The sequence below is a fragment of the Bombilactobacillus sp. ESL1197 genome (genome assembly GCF_058107145.1).
The window spans coordinates 199,462-221,170 of sequence record NZ_JBYLTY010000001.1 but is presented as its reverse complement, the minus strand read 5'-3'; the positions used below and the strand labels follow the sequence as shown (position 1 = coordinate 221,170).

Genomic DNA, 21,709 nt, shown 5'->3' with positions numbered 1-21,709 from the left:
TGAGCTTCAAAATAAAATAATTACGTAAAAAGAGACGAACTAAAAGCTATTCAAATCGGTCTTTATCATAGTCAAATTTGACATTTTAAGCAAGTTGCAATATGATACTGCCATCAAACAGTTTGATGTTTGAAATAAAATAAAGGAGCTGTTGGAATCTTAATGGAACTAAATTCAAGTGAAATACGGGCGTTAATTCCCAATCGATATCCGATCTTTTTCATGGACGGAGTGCAAGACATGCAAGTCGATAAATCAATTCAAGCGGTGAAGAACGTAACCGCTGATGAATCGTTTGTTGACAGTTATCGACCGGGACAATTTGTGATGCCATCAACGTTGATTATTGAAACCTTAGCTCAAGCAGCCTCAATTTTTATTTTGAGCTCACCGAGTTTTAAAAATAAAACAGCTTACTTAGGTGGGATTCCGAAGGCTGAATTTTTGTTTGATGTTCATGCTGGCGATCAGTTGCAGTTAAAAGTGGAATTAAAAAGACAACGTCAAAATATTGGCTTGGTTAGTTGCGTGGCGTCGGTTCATGATAAGCCAGCAGTGACAGCGGAATTAATGTTTATTGTCGAGGATGCGGTTCGTAGTTAACGGATTAGTTGCAGTTATTTTGACATTCTATAGGAGTAATACGAATGAAAGATAAAATGCAACGGATCAACCGGTTATTGACCACGGTTTATACTGATATTATGCGGGTTGAAGAACGGGAATTAAAAAAGAGTGATTTTAAGGACATTTCAGTTAAAGAAATGCACGCCATTGATGCAATTACTATGTATGATCACAAAACCAGTTCGCAATTAGCAGAAGAGTTAATGATTACTCCTGGTACAGTCACGACAATGGTTAATAATTTGGTACGTAAAGGTTATGTCGTCCGGATTCATGGCGATGATGACCGCCGAATTGTGCGTTTGGGTTTGACGAGAAAAGGCCGTTTAGTTTATCGAGCACATGATTTGTTTCATCGACAAATGGTAGCTAAGTTTATTGAAAACTTTGACGAGAACCAAGTTGAGATTATTGAACATGCCTTACTCAATTTACGAGCCTTTTTAGAATTTCCCGCGCATATCGATAAAACAAAGGAGTAATCCAGATTGGGATTGAGAATTAAGCAAACAGCTTATTATGTACCTGACAAGATTGTCAGCAATGATGATCTAACAAAGTTTATGGATACTTCGGATGAGTGGATTGCTTCCAGAACCGGCATTAAGCAACGCCACATTGCGCAAAAGCAACAAACTTCAGATTTAGCGTTGCAAGTAGCACAGCAGTTATTAGCAGCTAGTGATTTACCAGCAACTAGTTTAGATTTTATTATTGTGGCGACGATGTCACCAGATTATCAAACACCATCCACAGCGGCTTTAGTTCAAGGCAAGTTACAAGCCAATCAAGCATTTGCGTTTGATATTAGTGCAGCTTGTTCGGGGTTTATTTACGGCTTAGCTTTGGCTGATAAACTGTTAGCAACTACTTACCAACGTGGTTTAGTGATTGGTGCGGAAACTTTATCTAAATTGGTTGATTGGCAAGATCGTTCAACCGCGGTCTTATTTGGTGATGGTGCTGCAGGCGTTTTGGTGGAAGCTGATGCTAAGCATCCAGGATTGGTGGCTGAGGATTTGCAAACCTTAGGTGCGCAAAGTTCGGCACTCACAGCTGGGTATTTGCCGTTAAATTCGATCTTTAATCAAGATCAAACTGATCCACAACAGCGTTATTTTATGATGGATGGTCATGCTGTTTATCGCTTTGCCACCCATGAAGTACCCAATTCCATTCAACGTGTTTTAGCCAAAGCTAATTGGAACGTGAATGATATTGATTACTTTTTATTGCATCAAGCAAATGGGCGCATTATTAAAAGTATTGCACAACATTTAGATCAACCCGTAACTAAGTTTTTGCAGAATGTTGCAGAATTTGGCAATACTTCGGCAGCTAGTGTACCATTACTATTGGCGCAAAGTGTTGCAAACAAGCAAATTCAACGCGGGCAAAAGTTGATCTTAAGTGGTTTTGGCGGAGGTTTAACCGTCGGTAGTTTAGCGTTAGTTTATTAATTTTAATTATAAGGGAGTTTTATATTATGTCAGATCAAGAAATTTTTAACAAAGTCAAAGAAATTATTGTCGACCAAACAGGTGAAGAAGAAGAAGAAGTTACTTTACAAGCTAATATCAAAGATGATTTAAATGCTGATAGTTTGGATATTTTTGAAGTAATCAACGAATTAGAAGATGAATTTGACATCAAAATTGAAAATGAAGATGGTATTCAAACTGTGCAAGATCTAGTTGATTTTGTGAAGCAACAACTAGAAGCAAAGGAAGATTAAGCATGAAGTTAAGTCCATTTATTCAAAGTCTGGGATTGAAATATCCGATTTTTCAAGGGGGAATGGCCTGGGTCGCTGATGGTAAATTGGCGGCCGCTGTTTCCAATGCTGGTGGTTTAGGAATTATTGGTGCAGGCAATGCACCAGGTTCTGCAATTGCCGAAGAGATTAAAATTGCGCGGTCTTTAACCGATCGACCTTTCGGGGTCAATGTTATGTTATTGTCACCGCATGTTGAAGAAGTGGTGGAAGTTGTCTTGGAATATAAAGACAGCATCGCTTTAGTTACTACGGGTGCTGGTAATCCTGGCGATTACTTTACACGCTTTAAAGCGGCTAATATCAAAGTTATTCCAGTCGTTGGTTCTGTAGCATTGGCCAAAATGATGGAACGTGTTGGTGCAGATGCCGTGATTGCAGAAGGTATGGAATCTGGTGGTCATATTGGAAAGTTAACGACAATGGCCTTAGTTCCTCAAGTGGTTGATGCGGTTAATATTCCTGTCATTGCGGCTGGTGGTATTGGTGATGGCCGTGGTTTGGCAGCGGCTATGATGCTGGGTGCGCAAGGTGTCCAAATGGGAACCCGCTTTTTAGTAGCTACCGAATCTAAAGTTCATCCCACTTATAAAAAAGCGGTTTTGAAGGCTAATGATGCCAGCACAATGGTTACCGGTGACTTTGCAGGTCATCCATCTAGAGTTTTGAAAAACAAAATGGCTAAGACTTATGTGAAGTTAGAAAAAGCTGAAGCCGCTAAAGAGCATCCTAATTATAGTGATATTGAAGAATTAGGTAATGGTAGTTTGCGGCGTGCAGTTTTAGATGGTGATGCCAAGACCGGTGCTTATATGGCTGGTGAAATCTCTGGTTTGGTTAAAAAAGAACAACCAGCAGCTGAGATCTTGGAAGATGTTTATTCCCGGGCAGATCGGCTTTTAGGCGGTGACTATTAAGATGTTGGGATTACTGTTTAGCGGTCAAGGTGCCCAAAAAACAGGAATTACACAGGACCTGTACGAAAGTTTGCCAAGTTTTAAGCAGCATATTGATCAAGCAGCCGAAATTTTACAGTTAGACTTGCCAAGTATTTTATATGATGCAGCTTTGTCTGATCAGTTAGCACAAACGCGCTTGGCGCAACCGGCTATTTTGGCCATGAGTTGGGGCTTATATCAGGAATTAAAAGACTATTTAACTACTAAAGATTGCTTTGGCTTAGGACTAAGCTTAGGCGAATATAGTGCTTTAACTAGCAGTGGTTACGTTGATTTTGCTACCGGTTTGCAATTGATTAAGCGGCGTGGCGAATTAATGCAACAAGCTAGTGAGCAAACGGCCAGTGAAATGGTCGCCATTATGAAAGCCGATTTAGCTAGTGTTGAACAAGCAGTTCAGCAAGCTAGTCAATTCGGTGCCATTGGTGTGGCCAATGTTAATACACCACAACAGATTGTCATTGGTGGCGTCCCTACAGCAGTAGAGCGGGCTGTTGATTTATTAAAGCAGCAGCAGGAAAAACTGCGGGTTGTTCCATTAAAAGTTAGTGGAGCTTTTCATACACCGTTGATGCAACCAATTCAGGCACAATTAAATGCGGCCTTAACGAAAGTTAATTGGCAGACCGGAACATTTCCAGTATTTAGTACGACCACTAAACAAGAATTTGCTCCGCAAACTTTGAGTGATAATCTTACGCAACAGTTAGTTTCGACCACTTATTTTGCAGCTACTTTACAACAGCAAGCATCAGATTTAACGGCAGTTCTGGAGTTGGGACCTGGGAAAACCTTATTAGGCTTTGCTAAAAAGATTGTGCGGAAGATTCCTACTTATCAAGTTGATAGTTATGATGGACTGCAACAGACAATTACAGCGTTGGAGGCAATGGATTAATGGAACTCAAAGACAAAGTAGTTTTAATAACCGGTAGCTCACGAGGTATTGGTTTAGCAATTGCCAAAGCTTTTGCACAGCAAGGAGCGAATATCGTTTTAAATGCGCGGCATCCCATTAGTGCCGACGTGCAAGCTCAAATTACCGCTTTTGGGGTTCAATGTTTTGATATTAGTGCTGACGTGACGCAGATGGACTCTGCAGAACAATTAATTAAGCAAACATTGGCTGCAGCGGGCCACATTGATGTTGTAGTTAATAATGCAGGAATTACTCGCGATGGTTTATTGAACCGGATGTCACAAGAAGACTTTGACAGTGTCTTACAAACTAATTTAGTGGGAACTTTTAATGTTATTCGTCAGGCATTACGGCCAATGTACAAACAACGTTCGGGATGTTTTATTAATTTAGCCAGTGTTGTTGGCTTGACTGGTAATATTGGTCAGGCTAATTATGCTGCCAGTAAAGCCGGCATCATTGGGTTAACGAAATCAGTTGCGAAAGAAGTGGCTTTGCGTAATTTACGTTGTAATGCAATTGCTCCCGGAATGATTGATACCCAAATGACGCAGCAATTAAGTGATAAACGGCAACAAGAAATTATTAAACAAATTCCACTACAGCGCTTTGGTCAAGTTGAAGAAATTGCCCAAACTGCTGTCTTTTTGGCTCAAAATAATTATATTACTGGCCAAACATTGACGGTCGATGGCGGCTTAACAATGCAGTAAGGAGAATCATTATGACAAGAGTAGTAATAACAGGACTAGGGGCTGTTACCCCTATCGGTAACGATGTTGCTAGTTTTCAAGCAGGTTTAAATTCACAAAAGATTGGTTTTGAACCAATTACTTATTTTGATGCAACTAGTACAGGAGTTACAGTTGCTGGACAGTTAGATGATTTTGATGCGTTACAGCATTTAACAAAAAAAGATACGAAGCGCATGGATGCTTTTACCCAATATGCGGTTTATGCTAGCGATGAAGCCATGGCGCAAGCCCAAATCAATGCTAAGAATACTGATGCCGATCGTTTAGGCGTAATCTGGGGTTCTGGTATTGGCGGTTTAACGACAATTCAACAACAAGTGATCAAAATGCATGATAAGGGTGCGGATCGGGTATCACCAATGTTTGTGCCCACTGCGATTGCTAATATGGCAGCTGGTAATTTGTCTATGCGTTACCAGGCCCATAATATTAGTACGACAATTGTGACCGCTTGTGCTTCCAGTACGAATGCGATCGGTGAAGCTTACCGTCAAATTAAAGATGGACGTAGTGACGTTATGATTACTGGTGGTTCAGAAGCTTCCATTAATCAGATTGGGATTGCAGGTTTTGCGTCTTTGTCAACCTTGTCTAAGGCCACTGATCCGACCAAAGCTAGCCTACCATTTGACGAAAGTCGTTCAGGCTTTGTGATGGGCGAAGGTGCCGGAACGTTAATTTTGGAATCTTTAGAACATGCTCAAGCGCGTGGTGCTGAAATTTTGGGTGAAATTGTTGGTTATGGAACAACATCTGATGCTTACCATATTACTTCTCCAGACCCGAAAGGTACCCAAGCAGCGCGGGCAATGAGTTTGGCTATGCAAGAAGCCCAAATCACGCCGCAACAAGTGGGCTATATTAATGCTCATGGCACGGGAACTAAAGGCAATGACTCGGCAGAATCAAAGGCTATTAATCAAGTTTTTGGTGCTGATAGTTCAGTTTTGGTCTCCAGTACGAAGAGTATGACTGGTCATTTATTGGGCGCTGCGGGTGCAGTCGAAGCAGTTGCCACAACCTTGGCATTACAATCTGGACAATTGCCAGTGAATGTTGGAATTATGAATCAAGATGCAGACTGTGATGTGAACCTAGTAACAACTAACAATAACCAACGGACAATTGATTATGCACTCAGCAACTCCTTTGGTTTTGGTGGTCATAATGCAGTTCTAGCAATGAAAAGGTGGCAAGCTTAAATGACTTTTGAAGAAATTCAAGCTCTCATGAAGCAAGTTAATCAAAGTAACATTAATGAATTAGATTTGGATTTTGATGGTGGACATTTGTATTTGAGCAAGCAAAGTCAAACTGCTCCAGCCACCGTAACTCCTAGTTCAGTAGTACCAGATAATCAAGCTACTGTGGTAGAAGATACAGCACAATTGCCGCAAATCAAGTCGCCTTTAGTTGGGATTGTTTATCTCCAATCTTCTCCTGACCAACCACAATTTAAAAAAGTTGGGGATCAAGTAGAAGTGGGCGATGTTGTTTGTGTCATTGAAGCAATGAAGATGATGACAGAAGTTAAGAGTGAGATTAAGGGAACTATTAGTGAAATCTTAGTTTCTGATGAAGAGGTTGTGGAATATGATCAACCCCTATTTACTGTCACACCCAATTAGGAGGGCTCAGAAGATTAATGGAAGCAAATGAAAATAAACAAAGTTTAGATGTTGTCCAAATTCAAGAAATTTTACCACATCGTTACCCAATGTTATTAGTCGATCGAGTACTAGATTATCAACCTGGTCAATATGCAATTGGTCGCAAGAATGTTTCTGTCAATGAAAGTTATTTCCAGGGACATTTTCCGGGTAACCCCGTGATGCCTGGAGCTTTAATCTTGGAAGCTTTGGCACAAACAGGGGCAATTGCTTTATTAACGATGCCTGAATTTAAAGGCAAGACCGCTTATTTCGGTGGTGTTAAGAAAGTTAAATTCCGGCAAATGGTACGTCCCGGCGATAGTTTACGTTTGGAAGTTAAATTAGATAAATTACGTGGAAATATTGGTATTGGTAAAGCGACTGCTTATGTTGATGACCAAATTGCTTGTTCTGGTGAATTAACATTTGCCGTACAGTAGGTGAGAGTTGAAATGTTGGAAAAAGTTTTAATTGCCAACCGTGGGGAAATTGCTGTGCGGATTATTCGCGCTTTACGCGAATTAAATATTACCTCAGTAGCAGTTTATTCAACGGCTGATAAAAATGCACAACATGTGAAAGAAGCCGATGAAGCAGTTTGCATTGGTGGCCCACAACCAGCTGATTCCTATTTGAATATGCAAAACATTGTGAGTGCGGCTTTATTAACAGGAGCGCAAGCAATCCACCCAGGTTATGGCTTTTTATCCGAAAGTCCGGAATTTGCACAATTGTGTGAAGAATGTCAGTTGACTTTTATTGGTCCGAAGGCCAAAACCATTGCGTTGATGGGTAATAAGGCTAATGCGCGGATTACCATGCAACAAAATGAGGTGCCGGTTATTCCGGGTAGTGAAGGTTTTGTCGCTAATGCGCAAGAAGCATTAGCAATTGCCCAAAAAGTCGGTTATCCAGTCATGCTCAAAGCCGCTGCTGGTGGTGGCGGTAAAGGAATTCGTAAAGTTTTTAAACCAGAAGAATTAAGTGATTCTTTTGTGCAAGCGCAAGAAGAAGCAAAGTTATCTTTTGGTGATGACCGCATGTATTTGGAAAAGATTATCTCTCCTGCTAAGCATATTGAAGTTCAGATTATGGCTGATCAAGCAGGGCACGTGGTGGCCTTGCCTGAACGAGACTGTTCCTTACAACGACGGCAACAAAAAGTTTTGGAAGAAACGCCTTGCGTAGAGATTAATGAGCAAGAACGGCAACATTTGCAGCAGTTAGCCATTCGCGCAGTCAAAGCAATTGACTATCAAAATGTAGGGACGATTGAATTTTTAATGGATCCGCAACATCATTTTTATTTCATGGAAATGAATACGCGGATTCAGGTAGAACATTCTATTACTGAAGAAGTAGCGCAAGTTGATTTGGTGCAAGAGCAATTAAAAATTGCTGCAGGCGCTGATTTGTCCATGACGCAAGCGGATGTGCAGATCCATGGTGCAGCTATCGAAGCGAGAATTAATGCGGAAGATCCGAAAAAGAATTTTCAACCGCAGGCTGGTCAGATTAAGCAAATGTCCTGGCCCGGTGGGCTAGGGGTTCGCGTTGAAAGTGGCGTGAACAGTGGTGATCAGATATCACCATTTTATGATTCAATGATTATTAAGATTATTGCTTTTGGTTCACAGCGCCCGGTCGTTTTGCGCCGTTTGATTAATTCATTGCGAGAATTCAAAATTGATGGTGTCACGACGAACGATGATTTCTTGATTCAATTATTACAACAAGAGGAAGTTCGCCAAGGTCATTATTTGACCACATATATTGATCAAAAGTTTTTACCGCAATATATGGCACAATCCTCAAAGGGGGCTAGTGACGATGAGTGAAAATCATTTTGCGCCTCATCCGATTCAAGCCTTAAATAGTTATTATCATAATGTTCCACAAGGAATTTTTCGTTATTGTCCTCATTGTGGCAGTAAGTTTTATTTTCGGCGGGCCGGTAAATTTCAAGTTTGTCCGGAATGTGGTTATGGTTTTCGGGTGAATGCTCGCCAACGCTTGAAGATGTTAACGAAAGATTTTCAAGAATGGGATGCTGAGTTAGCCACGACTGATCCTTTAAAGTTTCCAGATTATCAAGAGAAATTGCATAAGGCTCAGACGAAGACAAAATTATTGGATTCAGTTTTAACTGGACAAGCCAAGTTGGCTCAACATGATGTGGCTTTAGGAATTATGGATCCTAACTTCATTATGGGAAGTTTAGGAACAGCTACTGGTGAAAAAATTACCCGTTTATTTGAGCAAGCAACAGAACGAAAATTACCAGTTGTTATGTTCACTGCTTCTGGTGGTGCTCGGATGCAAGAAGGAATTCATTCCTTAATGCAGATGGCGAAAATCTCGCAAGCAATTAATGAACATCGCCAAGCTGGATTATTGTATGTGGCAGTGATCATGGATCCGACTACCGGAGGCGTAACAGCTAGCTTTGCCTCACAGGCTGATATTACGCTAGCAGAACCCCAAGCGTTGTTAGGTTTTGCTGGGCGGCGCGTCATTGAGCAAACCATCAATAAGAAATTGCCTTCAGATTTTCAAAGTGTAGAAAACGCTTATCAGCATGGTTTTATTGATGAAATTGTGGCGCGACCACAACAACTACAGAAATTAGATCAAATCTTGACAATTTTTGCTGGTCAAAAGTGGAAGGGAGCTGCGCAAAGTGAGTAAACAAGTTAGTACGATCATGGAAGGTGCGCGAAGTGATAGGAAAGCTGACTTGCAACCGCTGATTGATCAATTATTTACGGACTTTTTTGCTGTACATGGCGATCAAGTGGATAGTGATGATCCGGCGATTATTGCCGGCTTTGCTAAGCTCAAGCAACGGACGGTGGCGGTAGTAGCCACGAATAAAGGTCAGGAATTAGAGGAACGCCTAGCCACTCATTTTGGTAGTCCAACCCCGCAAGGTTATCGGAAAGCTTTACGCGTAATGAAATTAGCGCAAAAAATGGGTGCACCAATTGTCACGTTGATTAATACTCCAGGTGCTTATCCGGGTGAAGAGGCTGAAGTGAAAGGTCAAGGCCAAATATTGGCTAAGAGCATCAGTGAAATGTTGCAACTGCAAGTTCCCATTTTAACTATTATTATTGGCGAAGCAGGTTCGGGTGGCGCGTTAGCTTTGGCCTGTTCTGATCAAGTGTGGATGCTAGAACACAGTATGTATACTGTTCTTTCGCCAGAAGGCTTTGCTTCTATTATGTGGAAAGATTCCAAGCTGGCTAATAAAGCAGCGGAAATGATGCATATTGAACCCGCTTGGTTGAAACAAAATCAAATTATTGAACAAGTTTTACCCGAGACGGTTTTAGATGAGCAAGCCAAACAATTACAGACCTTGATTGATCAACAATTGGCTCAATTCGATCAGTTAAGTTTGTCTGATTTATTGCAACAGCGCAAAGAACGATTTCGTAAATTTTAATAAAATGTCTGATTAAGCGCAGCCAGCACCTATTTTGTTGGTTGCGCTTAATTTGTTTAAAAATTTAGTTGATAAAATTTGGTAATTCTTCATAATTATCCTTTAAGATAAAACTATAATTATCAATTAATATAACTGAAATTGAAAGGATGATTTTGATGCAATATTGTCCCAACTGTGGTGCCAAAATCAAAGCTAATGCCAAAAAATGTCCGACCTGTGGTTATCAATTAGTGGCGAAGCCGCAAAGAGCGCACGCTGATGCTGATGGTAGAGATCAAACTTATTCGCGGGCACAGCGTTATCATCAATCTTCGACTAATTCTATGGTTAGTTTTTTGCTCTGGCTCAAGAATAATCCCATTATAGATGTTTTAGCCGTTATTTTTGTTATTTTGACTTATGTTTATATTGGTAAATGGTTGAGCTTAGTGGTCGCATTAGGGTTGATTGTGGCTGGTTATTGGCACGCTAATCGGCGGCAAACTAATCTGGATCAAAAAATCCGGAATGCTTTTCGCCGCAAACAGCCGGCAACTTCTGCGGCTATTAAACGGCGTCCAATGGTTAAAGCGCGCGTTGATCACTATCAACAACCGAATTTTACCAAACCCTTACAACCACAAACTCAAGCGGGAGTAACAGAAGTGTCAACGGTTGTGCCAACAACCAAGTCAAAAAGTCAGCGCTCGTGGCTGTTATTAATTATTGCAGGTATTTTATTGAGTAGCAGCTACTGGCCAAACTTTTTTAGTAATAACTTTTTTGGCAGCAATGTGGTGACCAATTTCTCTTTAGCGCAGACTATTAAACAAGCACTTAACTTGTTAAATTATTACTTACATTTTCAAATTAATCCGGATCTAGGATTATGGATTATTGCTGCCGGACCATTATTGATTATCTTGGGCGCCTTGATGCCGAATCATTTTGGGAAAAAGTTAATTAAGTGGGGTAATGTTTGGAACTTACTGTGGTACTTTGGCGGTTGGTTAATCTTACATGTGAGTTTGAGCTTTGCCGCCAAAAGTGGTGTCATGCAACCACTAAGTCTCGGTGCTAGTGGCAAATCAGCTTTAACATTGAGTATTTTATTATTAATTTTGACAATTTGGGATTGGCATCAATTCAAACAGAGTAATGTGCGGCAATAAGCGTTTCTTAAGATATGGTATGATATGTTTAAGTTTGGGAGATAGAAGTTAACTTGTGAGGCGATAATTGTTGAAAATTTTAGTGGTAGACGATGACCAAGATATTGTGGAACTGCTCAGCATTTATTTAAAAAATGAAGGCTATCAACCAGTTGTTGCTAATTCTGGTGTACAAGCGCTCAATCAATTAAAAGCTAATCCGGATATTGCACTCTTAATATTAGACATTATGATGCCCGGAATGTCAGGAATTGAAGTGATTAAAAAATTACGCAAGGATTCACAAATTCCCATTATTGTAGTTTCTGCCAAAACTAGTGATTTGGATAAAATCCAAGGATTAATTACGGGTGCTGATGACTATGTGGTTAAACCCTTTAATCCGTTAGAGGTGATGGCCCGGGTGAAATCTTTGTTGCGCCGGACCCATGCTCAAGGTCACGAGATTTTACCAGATAAATTAGAAATTGGACCAATTACCATCGATAAAAGCTCCCACGAAGTCGTGACCAATGCGGGAGTGAAAGTGCAACTCACAGCATTGGAATTTGGCATTTTATATTTACTAGCCAGTCATCCTAATCGCGTCTTTTCTGCAGATGAGATCTTTGAGCGTGTCTGGAAGCAAGAAAGTGTGATTTCTGCCAAAACAGTGATGGTTCATGTGAGTCATTTGCGTGATAAATTAGAAGAAGCAACTAATGGTGAACAAGTCATCGAAACCGTTTGGGGTGTTGGCTACAAAGTGGAGGCTTAAACATGAAGGCAATGCTATCCCGTCGGTGGGTAGTTTATATAACGACCATTATTTTCGTATTGGCCGTCGGCGGTGAACTCAAATGGGCCACGATGATTAATCAAACGCCCCAGTTATGGTGGCTGATAGGATTGTTAGATGGGTTAATAATAATTCTTTTAGCCTATCAATATTTGTATCAACGCCAATTACATCGTACACAGTATTATCTGCAACATTTGGCGCGTGGCGAAGCGACTAGTGCTGATGGCATTACTATTTTGGAACTACAACAATTAATTCAGCAAATGGATAAAGTGATGCAAACCGCCAGTGAATCCATGAAAAATCAAGTGGCTGCGGAACAAAGTAAAGACGAATTGATTACTAATGTGAGTCATGATTTACGGACGCCATTGACGTCAATTATTGGCTTTTTAGGTTTAATTGAACAAAATCCGCAAACGTCAACGGCCGATGTGCAAAAATACGTGCATATTGCTTATCAAAAATCGTTACAATTACGTTCGTTAGTGAATGATTTATTTGAATATGTTCGTGCTAATAACTCGAACACTAAATTAAATATTCAAACATTCGATATGATTCAAATGCTGGAACAGATTGATGCAGATTTTGAATTAGAAGCTAAAAAACAGCATATTCAAATGGAAGTGGTCAGTGATATTCCGCAGTTAATCATGCAAGCTGATAGTCAAAAGCTTGGGCGAGTTTTTAATAATTTAGTAATTAATGCCATCAAGTATGGTCAAGGTGCCGATCATATTTGGTTGTGCGCTAAAGAACAACAAGATCACGTAATTTTACAGGTGATTAATAATGGCCAAGCGATTGCTCCAGAAAATCAGCAACACTTGTTTGATCGTTTTTATCGTGTCGATCAGTCTCGTTCGAGTAAAACGGGGGGGACAGGCTTAGGGTTGGCCATTGCCAAAAGCTTGGTGCAAATGCAACATGGACAGATTACAGTCCACTCTGATGCACAACAAACTTGTTTTCAGATTGACTTACCGAAAAATTTAACCAGTGAAGGAGATAAATCATGACTTTGATTTTAAATGGTTGTACTTTATTATTGCAGGAACATAAGTTGCTAAAACAGGCTGATATTGTGTTTGACAATGAAATTACCGCCGTAACTTACGATTCACGGCAGGCACAAAAGGATGGTATGTTCTTTTGCAAAGGAACACATTTTAAAGAAAGTTATTTAAAGCAGGCTCAGGCTAATGGAGCAACAACTTATGTTTCTGAAGTAGCATATCCAGATATCAAGGGCATGAATGCCTTAATTGTAACCGACGTACAGAAAGCGATGGCGTTATTAGGGGCAGCTTTTTATGGTTACCCGCAGAATGATCTGTTTATTATTGCTTTTACAGGAACTAAAGGGAAAACGACTTCGGCCTATTTTACACGTGGAATCTTGCAAAATTATTCGAATCAAAAGACCGCCTTATTTTCGACGATTGATCGGATTTTAGGACCGAAGCCCAGTCAGAAATTTAAGTCCAATTTAACTACTCCAGAATCACTGGATTTGTTTCATGATATGCGTGAAGCCGTAGATAGTGGGATGACGCATTTGGTGATGGAAGTCTCATCACAGGCTTATAAGCGTAACCGTGTTTATGGTTTAACATATGATGTTGGCTTCTTTTTAAACATCTCACCTGATCATATTGGTCCCAATGAACATCCCGATTTTGCCGATTATCTTCATTGCAAATTACAGCTCTTAGTAAATTCAAAGAGTTGTGTGATTAATGGGGATACTGACTATTTTGACGAAGTATATTTAGCAGCTAAAGCGACAACTCCTAGTTCTAAACTGTATGTTTTTTCACGCCAAGGTGGCAATGAACAAGTGGCGGACTTTGTTTATCAGAGTAAAGAGAGTACATTGGCAGAAAGTGAATTTACGATCAGGGCTCAAAGTGCTAAAGCTCAGCAACTGAATATTGCTGGTGATTATCAATTAAGTTTGATCGGTGACTTTAATGAAGCCAATGCAACTGCCGCAATTATCGGTGCTGGGATTGCGGGGGCCCCTTATGAATTGGCTCAAACATCTATTATGGATGTGCATATTCCGGGACGGATGGAGTCAATCAAGACCAAGCAACACGGCACGATTTACGTTGACTATGCGCATAATTACGCTAGCATGTCGGCATTGTTACATTTTTTAAAAACGGAAAATCCACAATCCAAAATTATCGTGGTAGTTGGTAGTACAGGCGACAAGGGCGTTTCACGGCGTTCAGGCTTTGCTAAAGCTCTGAGTAAATATGCTAATCAGGCGTATTTGACGACTGATGACCCGGGATTTGAAGATCCTCAAGCTATTTGTGAAGAAATCAATCAGTTAATTGATCATACGAAAGTGCAAGTGGCAATTATTCTAGATCGTCAGCAGGCGATTCAAGCGGCGATTACTACTAGTCAACCGCAAGATATTGTCGTGTTAGCTGGTAAAGGTGAAGATAAGTACCAAAAAATTCGTGGTGTGAATGTGGATTATCCCAATGACTTAAATGTGGCACAACAGATAGTTCAAGAAATTGAGGGATAGCGATGAAAGACTTTTTTACAATTATTGGCGGCATGGGCACGGCAGCCACGGAAAGTTTTGTGCGTCTGTTAAATGCAAGAACCCCTGCAATTAAGGATCAAGAATATTTAAATTATTTATTAGTCAATCATGCTAGTATTCCTGATCGAACCGATTATATTTTGGATCATCAAAAACCGAATTTTTATCCCGATTTGTTAGAAGATATTCAACAACAATCACTCTTACAGCCCGCTTTTATGGTGATTATTTGCAATACTGCGCATTATTTCTATGAACAATTACAACAAGAGACGTCAATTCCATTATTGCATATGCCCCGGAGTGCTGTTAGCTATTTGAAACAGCACTATCCCCGAGCGCAAAAAGTGGGATTAATTGCCACGAAAGGTACTTTAGCGGATCAAGTCTATCAACAAGAATTACAACAACAGGGATTAGATTATACGTTGGGTGATGAACAGCTGCAGGCGGATGTGATGACTTTGATCTATGATTGTATCAAAGAACAAGGGGTAGTTGATGCACAGTTATATCATCAGATTCTCAAGCGAATGGTGCATGATTTTGGAGCCGACGTGGTTATTTTAGGTTGTACAGAACTTTCTTTGGCCCAAGAGAAAGCACCGCAACATAATTATTCAGTAGTTGATGCGCAAAGTATTATGGTTGATACTTGTGTCAATTTAGGTCAAAGGCTACAGCAAGGCTTACCCGTAATGATTCAAGCTGGAGTAGCGCAGTCCTAGACTGAAAATTATTTTATATTAGAATTGCATTATTGCTTTGATAATGTATAATTAATAATCTAAATTGTGAAAAGCTTATTTAGCTTAGCGCTAAATCAAAATTCACAGTTGAGTAAATCATTTAGAATTTTGAGGTTAATTGAAGTAATGAATAATTCAGAACCAAATAAATCCTTATTGAAACGCAATCAAAAAGTTTCGATGCAATCACAGCACCAAATGGGAAGTCATCGTTTTTTGAAGAGCATTTTGCTCTTTTTAATTATGGCTATTTTTATCGTCGGGGCTTACGGCTTTCGGATTTACTCGCAAGCTAGTAATGCTTTAGGCAATGCTTATCGGCCGAGTACCGCAATTCGACCTTCCAAAACGATCGCGCAAAAAAAGCCAGTTACTATTCTATTGTTAGGAGTAGATACAGGCGATGAAGGACGCACTGATCGTGGTAATTCAGATACTATGATTTTGGCAACGATCAATCCACAAACTAAAAAAACAGTGTTAATGAGTATTCCACGGGATACTTTATCGGAAATTTATGGGATAAAAAGCGGCCAGCATGTGATTCAGAAAATTAATTCCGCTTATAATTTAGGAGAGTCTGAGGCAGCGGTGAAAACTGTGCAAAAATTAGTTAATATCAAGATTGATAATTATATTACTTTGGACTTTCATTCACTGCCTAAAATAGTAGACGCAGTCGGTGGAGTTGAAGTAGATGCACCGTTTGCGTTCAGTTACGATGGCAGTAGTTTTCATAAAGGTAAGCAAGTCATTAACGGCAAACAAAGTCTGTCTTACGCACGAATGCGTTACGACGATCCGCAAGGCGATTATGGTCGGCAAATGCGACAACGTCAGGTTATTATGGCAATTGTCAAAAAAGCAACTTCTCTAAGTACGTTACCTAATCTTCAAAAAGTGTTGAATAGCATTTCTAATTCGATGAGTACTAATCTATCATTGGATGATATTACTGCGTTAATTCAATATTATCGAGGAGCGTCTAAAAACATGGACTCTGATCATTTGCAAGGGCACGGCACCCTAATTGACGGAATTTCTTATGAAGTAGCGCCAACTAAAGAATTACAGCGCGTATCGGATAAATTAAGAACCAGTGTTGGCCAAGATAAAGAAAAGATTAATAACGTCGAGACACGACAAAATAAAATGAATGTGACGAAAAATGGTTTTGATTTTAAGGAAAAAGTAAATCAAAATTATGTAATTTATGGCGAAAATGTTAATAGTAATTACTTGATTGATAACTAAAAAGCAATTTATTTTAAAAATAAATTGCTTTTTTTATATCGTAAAAAAGCAGTCATACCAAGGGATAGAGCAATAAGTAACAAAAAAGAATAAAAAAAGATGGGCAAAGGGGTTGCAAAAGGGTAAAAAAGTTGATAATATATTTTCTGTTGTCAATGAGTCATGCGCGTCACTGTTAAGCAAATAAAAAAAACAGTTGACAAGCTCATGATAAGATGATAAACTAAATAAGCCGCTTAATCAAGTGGTAATCAACAAAAAGTTAAGTAGATCTTTGAAAACTGAACAAAGTTTCTTTAAAAGCCAAGTGCTGGGTTCTTGAAAAAGAACCTGTCAATTTAAAAGTAATAAAGAAGACAAAGAACGTTAGAGTTCTAAGTCTGAGTCAACAAACTAACAAAAAATGAGAGTTTGATCCTGGCTCAGGACGAACGCTGGCGGCGTGCCTAATACATGCAAGTCGAGCGAGCAGAAGTAACGGAATACCTTCGGGTAGGAAGATATGGACGCGAGCGGCGGATGGGTGAGTAACACGTAGGTAACCTGCCCTTTAGCGGGGGATAACAATTGGAAACAGTTGCTAATACCGCATAAAGTGCTTAATCACATGATTAAGGAATGAAAGACGGTTTCGGCTGTCACTAAAGGATGGACCTGCGGCGTATTAGCTAGTTGGTGAGGTAAAGGCCCACCAAGGCGATGATACGTAGCCGACCTGAGAGGGTAATCGGCCACATTGGGACTGAGACACGGCCCAAACTCCTACGGGAGGCAGCAGTAGGGAATCTTCCACAATGGACGAAAGTCTGATGGAGCAACGCCGCGTGGATGAAGAAGGTTTTCGGATCGTAAAATCCTGTTGTTGAAGAAGAACGTGCTTGAGAGTAACTGCTCAAGTAGTGACGGTATTCAACCAGAAAGTCACGGCTAACTACGTGCCAGCAGCCGCGGTAATACGTAGGTGGCAAGCGTTGTCCGGATTTATTGGGCGTAAAGGGAGCGCAGGCGGTTTGAAAAGTCTGAATGTGAAAGCCCTCAGCTTAACTGAGGAAGTGCATCGGAAACTGTCAAACTTGAGTGCAGAAGAGGAGAGTGGAACTCCATGTGTAGCGGTGAAATGCGTAGATATATGGAAGAACACCAGTGGCGAAGGCGGCTCTCTGGTCTGTAACTGACGCTGAGGCTCGAAAGCATGGGTAGCGAACAGGATTAGATACCCTGGTAGTCCATGCCGTAAACGATGAGTGCTAAGTGTTGGGAGGTTTCCGCCTCTCAGTGCTGCAGCTAACGCATTAAGCACTCCGCCTGGGGAGTACGACCGCAAGGTTGAAACTCAAAGGAATTGACGGGGGCCCGCACAAGCGGTGGAGCATGTGGTTTAATTCGAAGCAACGCGAAGAACCTTACCAGGTCTTGACATCTCCTGAAAGCTGTAGAGATACAGGGTTCCCTTCGGGGACAGGAAGACAGGTGGTGCATGGTTGTCGTCAGCTCGTGTCGTGAGATGTTGGGTTAAGTCCCGCAACGAGCGCAACCCTTGTTACTAGTTGCCAGCATTAAGTTGGGCACTCTAGTGAGACTGCCGGTGACAAACCGGAGGAAGGTGGGGACGACGTCAAATCATCATGCCCCTTATGACCTGGGCTACACACGTGCTACAATGGATGGTACAACGAGAAGCGAACTCGTGAGGGCAAGCAGAACTCTAAAAACCATTCTCAGTTCGGATTGCAGGCTGCAACTCGCCTGTATGAAGTTGGAATCGCTAGTAATCGTGGATCAGCATGCCACGGTGAATACGTTCTCGGGCCTTGTACACACCGCCCGTCACACCATGAGAGTTTGTAATACCCAAAGCCGGTGGGGTAACCCTTCGGGGAGCTAGCCGTCTAAGGTAGGACAAATGATTAGGGTGAAGTCGTAACAAGGTAGCCGTAGGAGAACCTGCGGCTGGATCACCTCCTTTCTAAGGAAAAATAAACGGAAAGCAGTTGGCAAGAAACTTTGTTTAGTTTTGAGAGGTCTACTCTCAAACATTAGTACTTTGAAAACTGAATATTATGAGAAGAAAGACACCGAGAATCGAGAGATTCGAAGAAAGTAAGAAACAGTAGTAAATAAGGTTAAGATAATAAGGGCGCACGGTGGATGCCTAGGTACTAGGAGCCGAAGAAGGACGCAACGAACAGCGAAATGCTCCGGGGAGTTGTAAGTAAACGAAGATCCGGAGATATCCGAATGGGGGAACCCGGCTAAGGTAAAGCTTAGTCACACTGCGACGAAAGTTGTAAGTGAGGAAGACATGGTGAACTGAAACATCTAAGTAGCCATAGGAAGAGAAAGAAAAATCGATTTCCTGAGTAGCGGCGAGCGAAACGGAAAGAGCCCAAACCAGAGAGCATGCTCTTTGGGGTTGTAGGACTGGGACGTGAGATAGTCGAAGATAGCTGAATCAGTTGGGAAGCTGAACCAGAGATAGTGATAGTCTAGTAGGCGAAATCAGAGACACTCTACCAGTATCCTGAGTACGGCGGGGCACGTGAAACCCCGTCGGAAGCAGGGAGGACCATCTCCCAAGGCTAAATACTCCCTAGTGACCGATAGAGAACAAGTACCGTGAGGGAAAGGTGAAAAGCACCCCGGAAGGGGAGTGAAATAGATCCTGAAACCGTGTGCCTACAAGTAGTCAGAGCTCGTTAAAGAGTGATGGCGTGCCTTTTGTAGAATGAACCGGCGAGTTACGATTGCGTGCGAGGTTAAGTTGAGAAGACGGAGCCGTAGCGAAAGCGAGTCTGAATAGGGCGAAAGAGAGTACGTAGTCGTAGACCCGAAACCAAGTGACCTACCCATGTCCAGGTTGAAGGTGCGGTAAAACGCACTGGAGGACCGAACCCACGTAAGTTGAAAATTGCGGGGATGAGGTGTGGGTAGCGGTGAAATTCCAAACGAACTTGGAGATAGCTGGTTCTCTCCGAAATAGCTTTAGGGCTAGCCTCGGAGAAGAGGATCTTGGAGGTAGAGCACTGTTTGGACTAGGGGCCCAACATGGGTTACTGAATTCAGATAAACTCCGAATGCCAAAGATCTTTCTCCGGGAGTCAGACGGTGAGTGATAAGATCCATCGTCGAAAGGGGAACAGCCCAGATCACCAGTTAAGGTCCCAAAATCCATACTAAGTGGAAAAGGAAGTGGAACTGCACAGACAACTAGGATGTTGGCTTAGAAGCAGCAACTCATTTAAAGAGTGCGTAATAGCTCACTAGTCGAGTGGTTCTGCGCCGAAAATGTACCGGGGCTAAGTATGGTACCGAAACTGTGGATGTGCATCGAAAGATGTACGTGGTAGGAGAGCGTTGTAAGCACGAAGAAGCCAGATCGAGAGGACTGGTGGAGAGCTTAGAAGTGAGAATGCCGGTATGAGTAGCGAAAGACCAGTGAGAATCTGGTCCACCGGATGACTAAGGTTTCCTGGGGAAGGCTCGTCCGCCCAGGGTTAGTCGGGACCTAAGATGAGGCCGAGAGGCGTAATCGATGGAAAACAGGTTGAGATTCCTGTACTGTTCAGTGTTGTTTGAACGATGGAGGGACGCAGGAGATGAATTGTGAGCATGCAGCTGGAAAAGCATGTCTAAGCAGCGAGTCTGGATATGAGTCAAATGCTTATAACCGCGAAGGATGAGTTGTGATAGGGAGCGAAATTAAAGTAGCGAAGCACAATAGTCACACTGCCGAGAAAAGCTTCTAGTGAGACACTGAATACCCGTACCGCAAACCGACACAGGTAGTCAAGGAGAGAATCCTAAGGTGAGCGAGAGAACTATCGTTAAGGAACTCGGCAAAATAGCCCCGTAACTTTGGAAGAAGGGGTGCTGGTGTAAGAGCCAGCCGCAGTGAAAAGGCCCAAACAACTGTTTATCAAAAACACAGGTCTCTGCAAAATCGTAAGATGACGTATAGGGGCTGACGCCTGCCCGGTGCTGGAAGGTTAAGAGGATGAGTTAGACTTCGGTCGAAGCCCAGAATTGAAGCCCCAGTAAACGGCGGCCGTAACTATAACGGTCCTAAGGTAGCGAAATTCCTTGTCGGGTAAGTTCCGACCCGCACGAAAGGCGTAATGATTTGGGCACTGTCTCAACGATAGACTCGGTGAAATTATAATACCCGTGAAGATGCAGGTTACCCGCGACAGGACGGAAAGACCCCATGGAGCTTTACTGTAGCTTGATATTGAGTTTTTGTGTAACATGTACAGGATAGGTAGGAGCCGTAGAGATCGGTACGCTAGTATCGAAGGAGGCGCTGGTGGGATACTACCCTTGTTATATGAAAGCTCTAACCCGCGCCGTTGAAGCACGGCGGGAGACAGTGTCAGGTGGGCAGTTTGACTGGGGCGGTCGCCTCCTAAACAGTAACGGAGGCGCCCAAAGGTTCCCTCAGAATGGTTGGAAATCATTCGTAGAGTGTAAAGGTAGAAGGGAGCTTGACTGCGAGACAGACAAGTCGAGCAGGGACGAAAGTCGGGCTTAATGATCCGGTGGCACCGTATGGAAGGGCCATCGCTCAACGGACAAAAGCTACCCTGGGGATAACAGGCTTATCTCCCCCAAGAGTTCACATCGACGGGGAGGTTTGGCACCTCGATGTCGGCTCATCGCATCCTGGGGCTGTAGTCGGTCCCAAGGGTTGGGCTGTTCGCCCATTAAAGCGGTACGCGAGCTGGGTTCAGAACGTCGTGAGACAGTTCGGTCCCTATCCGTCGCGGGCGTAGGAAATTTGAGAGGATCTGTCCTTAGTACGAGAGGACCGGGATGGACATACCACTGGTGTACCAGTTGTCTTGCCAAAGGCATAGCTGGGTAGCTAAGTATGGAAGGGATAAACGCTGAAAGCATCTAAGTGTGAAACCCACCTCAAGATGAGATTTCCCATTCAGTAATGAAGTAAGACCCCTCAAAGAAGATGAGGTAGATAGGTTGCGAGTGGAAGTGTAGTGATACATGGAGCTGAGCAATACTAATCGGTCGAGGGCTTAACCAAGGGTGTCGAGTAAGAACATAATATTCA

General features: G+C 42.0%; 19 protein-coding genes and 2 rRNA genes. All 21 read left to right on the top strand.

Features of this window, described 5'->3' with window-relative positions; translation table 11 throughout:
* Positions 1 to 162 precede the first annotated feature (162 nt).
* The 21 genes from fabZ (AC3B6B_RS00855) to AC3B6B_RS00755 all read left to right on the top strand — a co-directional run bounded on the left by fabZ (AC3B6B_RS00855) (position 163) and on the right by AC3B6B_RS00755 (position 21,682).
* A complete protein-coding gene (fabZ, locus tag AC3B6B_RS00855; RefSeq protein ID WP_489756826.1) occupies positions 163 to 603 on the top strand; it encodes a 3-hydroxyacyl-ACP dehydratase FabZ in 441 nt (146 codons plus the stop codon).
* A gap of 44 nt (positions 604 to 647) precedes the next feature.
* Positions 648 to 1,109 carry a MarR family winged helix-turn-helix transcriptional regulator gene (locus tag AC3B6B_RS00850; protein ID WP_489756825.1) on the top strand — a complete coding sequence of 154 codons (462 nt, stop codon included), beginning with the start codon at positions 648 to 650 and terminating at the stop codon, positions 1,107 to 1,109.
* Positions 1,110 to 1,115: 6 nt separating this feature from the next.
* Positions 1,116 to 2,087 carry a beta-ketoacyl-ACP synthase III gene (locus tag AC3B6B_RS00845; protein WP_489756824.1) on the top strand — a complete coding sequence of 324 codons (972 nt, stop codon included), beginning with the start codon at positions 1,116 to 1,118 and terminating at the stop codon, positions 2,085 to 2,087.
* Between the two features lie 26 nt (positions 2,088 to 2,113).
* Complete coding sequence (locus AC3B6B_RS00840; protein WP_489756823.1) at positions 2,114 to 2,362, top strand: acyl carrier protein; 249 nt, start codon at positions 2,114 to 2,116, stop codon at positions 2,360 to 2,362.
* 2 nt (positions 2,363 to 2,364) lie between these two features.
* Positions 2,365 to 3,318: an enoyl-[acyl-carrier-protein] reductase FabK gene (gene fabK, locus AC3B6B_RS00835; protein ID WP_489756822.1), complete on the top strand. Its 954-nt coding sequence runs from the start codon at positions 2,365 to 2,367 to the stop codon at positions 3,316 to 3,318.
* Positions 3,308 to 4,258: an ACP S-malonyltransferase gene (locus tag AC3B6B_RS00830; protein WP_489756821.1), complete on the top strand. Its 951-nt coding sequence runs from the start codon at positions 3,308 to 3,310 to the stop codon at positions 4,256 to 4,258. Before fabK ends, AC3B6B_RS00830 begins: the two co-directional genes overlap by 11 nt.
* Complete coding sequence (gene fabG, locus AC3B6B_RS00825) at positions 4,258 to 4,992, top strand: 3-oxoacyl-[acyl-carrier-protein] reductase (protein ID WP_489756820.1); 735 nt, start codon at positions 4,258 to 4,260, stop codon at positions 4,990 to 4,992. Before AC3B6B_RS00830 ends, fabG begins: the two co-directional genes overlap by 1 nt.
* A gap of 11 nt (positions 4,993 to 5,003) precedes the next feature.
* Complete coding sequence (fabF, locus tag AC3B6B_RS00820) at positions 5,004 to 6,236, top strand: beta-ketoacyl-ACP synthase II (protein ID WP_489756819.1); 1,233 nt, start codon at positions 5,004 to 5,006, stop codon at positions 6,234 to 6,236.
* Positions 6,237 to 6,662, top strand: coding sequence for an acetyl-CoA carboxylase biotin carboxyl carrier protein (locus AC3B6B_RS00815; protein WP_489756818.1), 426 nt, complete (start codon positions 6,237 to 6,239; stop codon positions 6,660 to 6,662).
* 17 nt (positions 6,663 to 6,679) lie between these two features.
* Positions 6,680 to 7,126, top strand: a complete 447-nt coding sequence (gene fabZ, locus AC3B6B_RS00810; protein ID WP_489756817.1) for a 3-hydroxyacyl-ACP dehydratase FabZ — start codon at positions 6,680 to 6,682, stop codon at positions 7,124 to 7,126.
* A gap of 12 nt (positions 7,127 to 7,138) precedes the next feature.
* Positions 7,139 to 8,524: an acetyl-CoA carboxylase biotin carboxylase subunit gene (locus tag AC3B6B_RS00805; RefSeq protein ID WP_489756816.1), complete on the top strand. Its 1,386-nt coding sequence runs from the start codon at positions 7,139 to 7,141 to the stop codon at positions 8,522 to 8,524.
* A complete protein-coding gene (locus tag AC3B6B_RS00800; protein ID WP_489756815.1) occupies positions 8,517 to 9,374 on the top strand; it encodes an acetyl-CoA carboxylase carboxyltransferase subunit beta in 858 nt (285 codons plus the stop codon). Before AC3B6B_RS00805 ends, AC3B6B_RS00800 begins: the two co-directional genes overlap by 8 nt.
* A gap of 16 nt (positions 9,375 to 9,390) precedes the next feature.
* Complete coding sequence (gene accA, locus AC3B6B_RS00795) at positions 9,391 to 10,134, top strand: carboxyltransferase subunit alpha (RefSeq protein WP_489757691.1); 744 nt, start codon at positions 9,391 to 9,393, stop codon at positions 10,132 to 10,134.
* Positions 10,135 to 10,292: 158 nt separating this feature from the next.
* Entirely contained in the window at positions 10,293 to 11,288 is a 996-nt protein-coding gene (locus tag AC3B6B_RS00790; RefSeq protein WP_489756814.1) for a zinc-ribbon domain-containing protein, read from the top strand.
* A 70-nt stretch (positions 11,289 to 11,358) separates the two neighbouring features.
* Positions 11,359 to 12,045, top strand: coding sequence for a response regulator transcription factor (locus AC3B6B_RS00785; RefSeq protein ID WP_489757690.1), 687 nt, complete (start codon positions 11,359 to 11,361; stop codon positions 12,043 to 12,045).
* Between the two features lie 2 nt (positions 12,046 to 12,047).
* Positions 12,048 to 13,091: a sensor histidine kinase gene (locus AC3B6B_RS00780; RefSeq protein ID WP_489756813.1), complete on the top strand. Its 1,044-nt coding sequence runs from the start codon at positions 12,048 to 12,050 to the stop codon at positions 13,089 to 13,091.
* Positions 13,088 to 14,620, top strand: coding sequence for a UDP-N-acetylmuramoyl-L-alanyl-D-glutamate--2,6-diaminopimelate ligase (locus tag AC3B6B_RS00775; protein WP_489756812.1), 1,533 nt, complete (start codon positions 13,088 to 13,090; stop codon positions 14,618 to 14,620). The genes AC3B6B_RS00780 and AC3B6B_RS00775 overlap by 4 nt, the downstream gene beginning before the upstream one ends.
* Before the next feature lie 2 nt (positions 14,621 to 14,622).
* Complete coding sequence (locus AC3B6B_RS00770) at positions 14,623 to 15,369, top strand: aspartate/glutamate racemase family protein (RefSeq protein ID WP_489756811.1); 747 nt, start codon at positions 14,623 to 14,625, stop codon at positions 15,367 to 15,369.
* A 147-nt stretch (positions 15,370 to 15,516) separates the two neighbouring features.
* Positions 15,517 to 16,644 (top strand): LCP family protein, encoded by a 1,128-nt coding sequence (locus AC3B6B_RS00765; protein ID WP_489756810.1) that lies wholly within the window; start codon positions 15,517 to 15,519, stop codon positions 16,642 to 16,644.
* Between the two features lie 399 nt (positions 16,645 to 17,043).
* A 16S ribosomal RNA gene (locus AC3B6B_RS00760) occupies positions 17,044 to 18,610 on the top strand.
* Between the two features lie 155 nt (positions 18,611 to 18,765).
* A 23S ribosomal RNA gene (locus AC3B6B_RS00755) occupies positions 18,766 to 21,682 on the top strand.
* Together the 16S and 23S rRNA genes form the textbook arrangement of a ribosomal RNA operon.
* Positions 21,683 to 21,709: the final 27 nt, after the last annotated feature.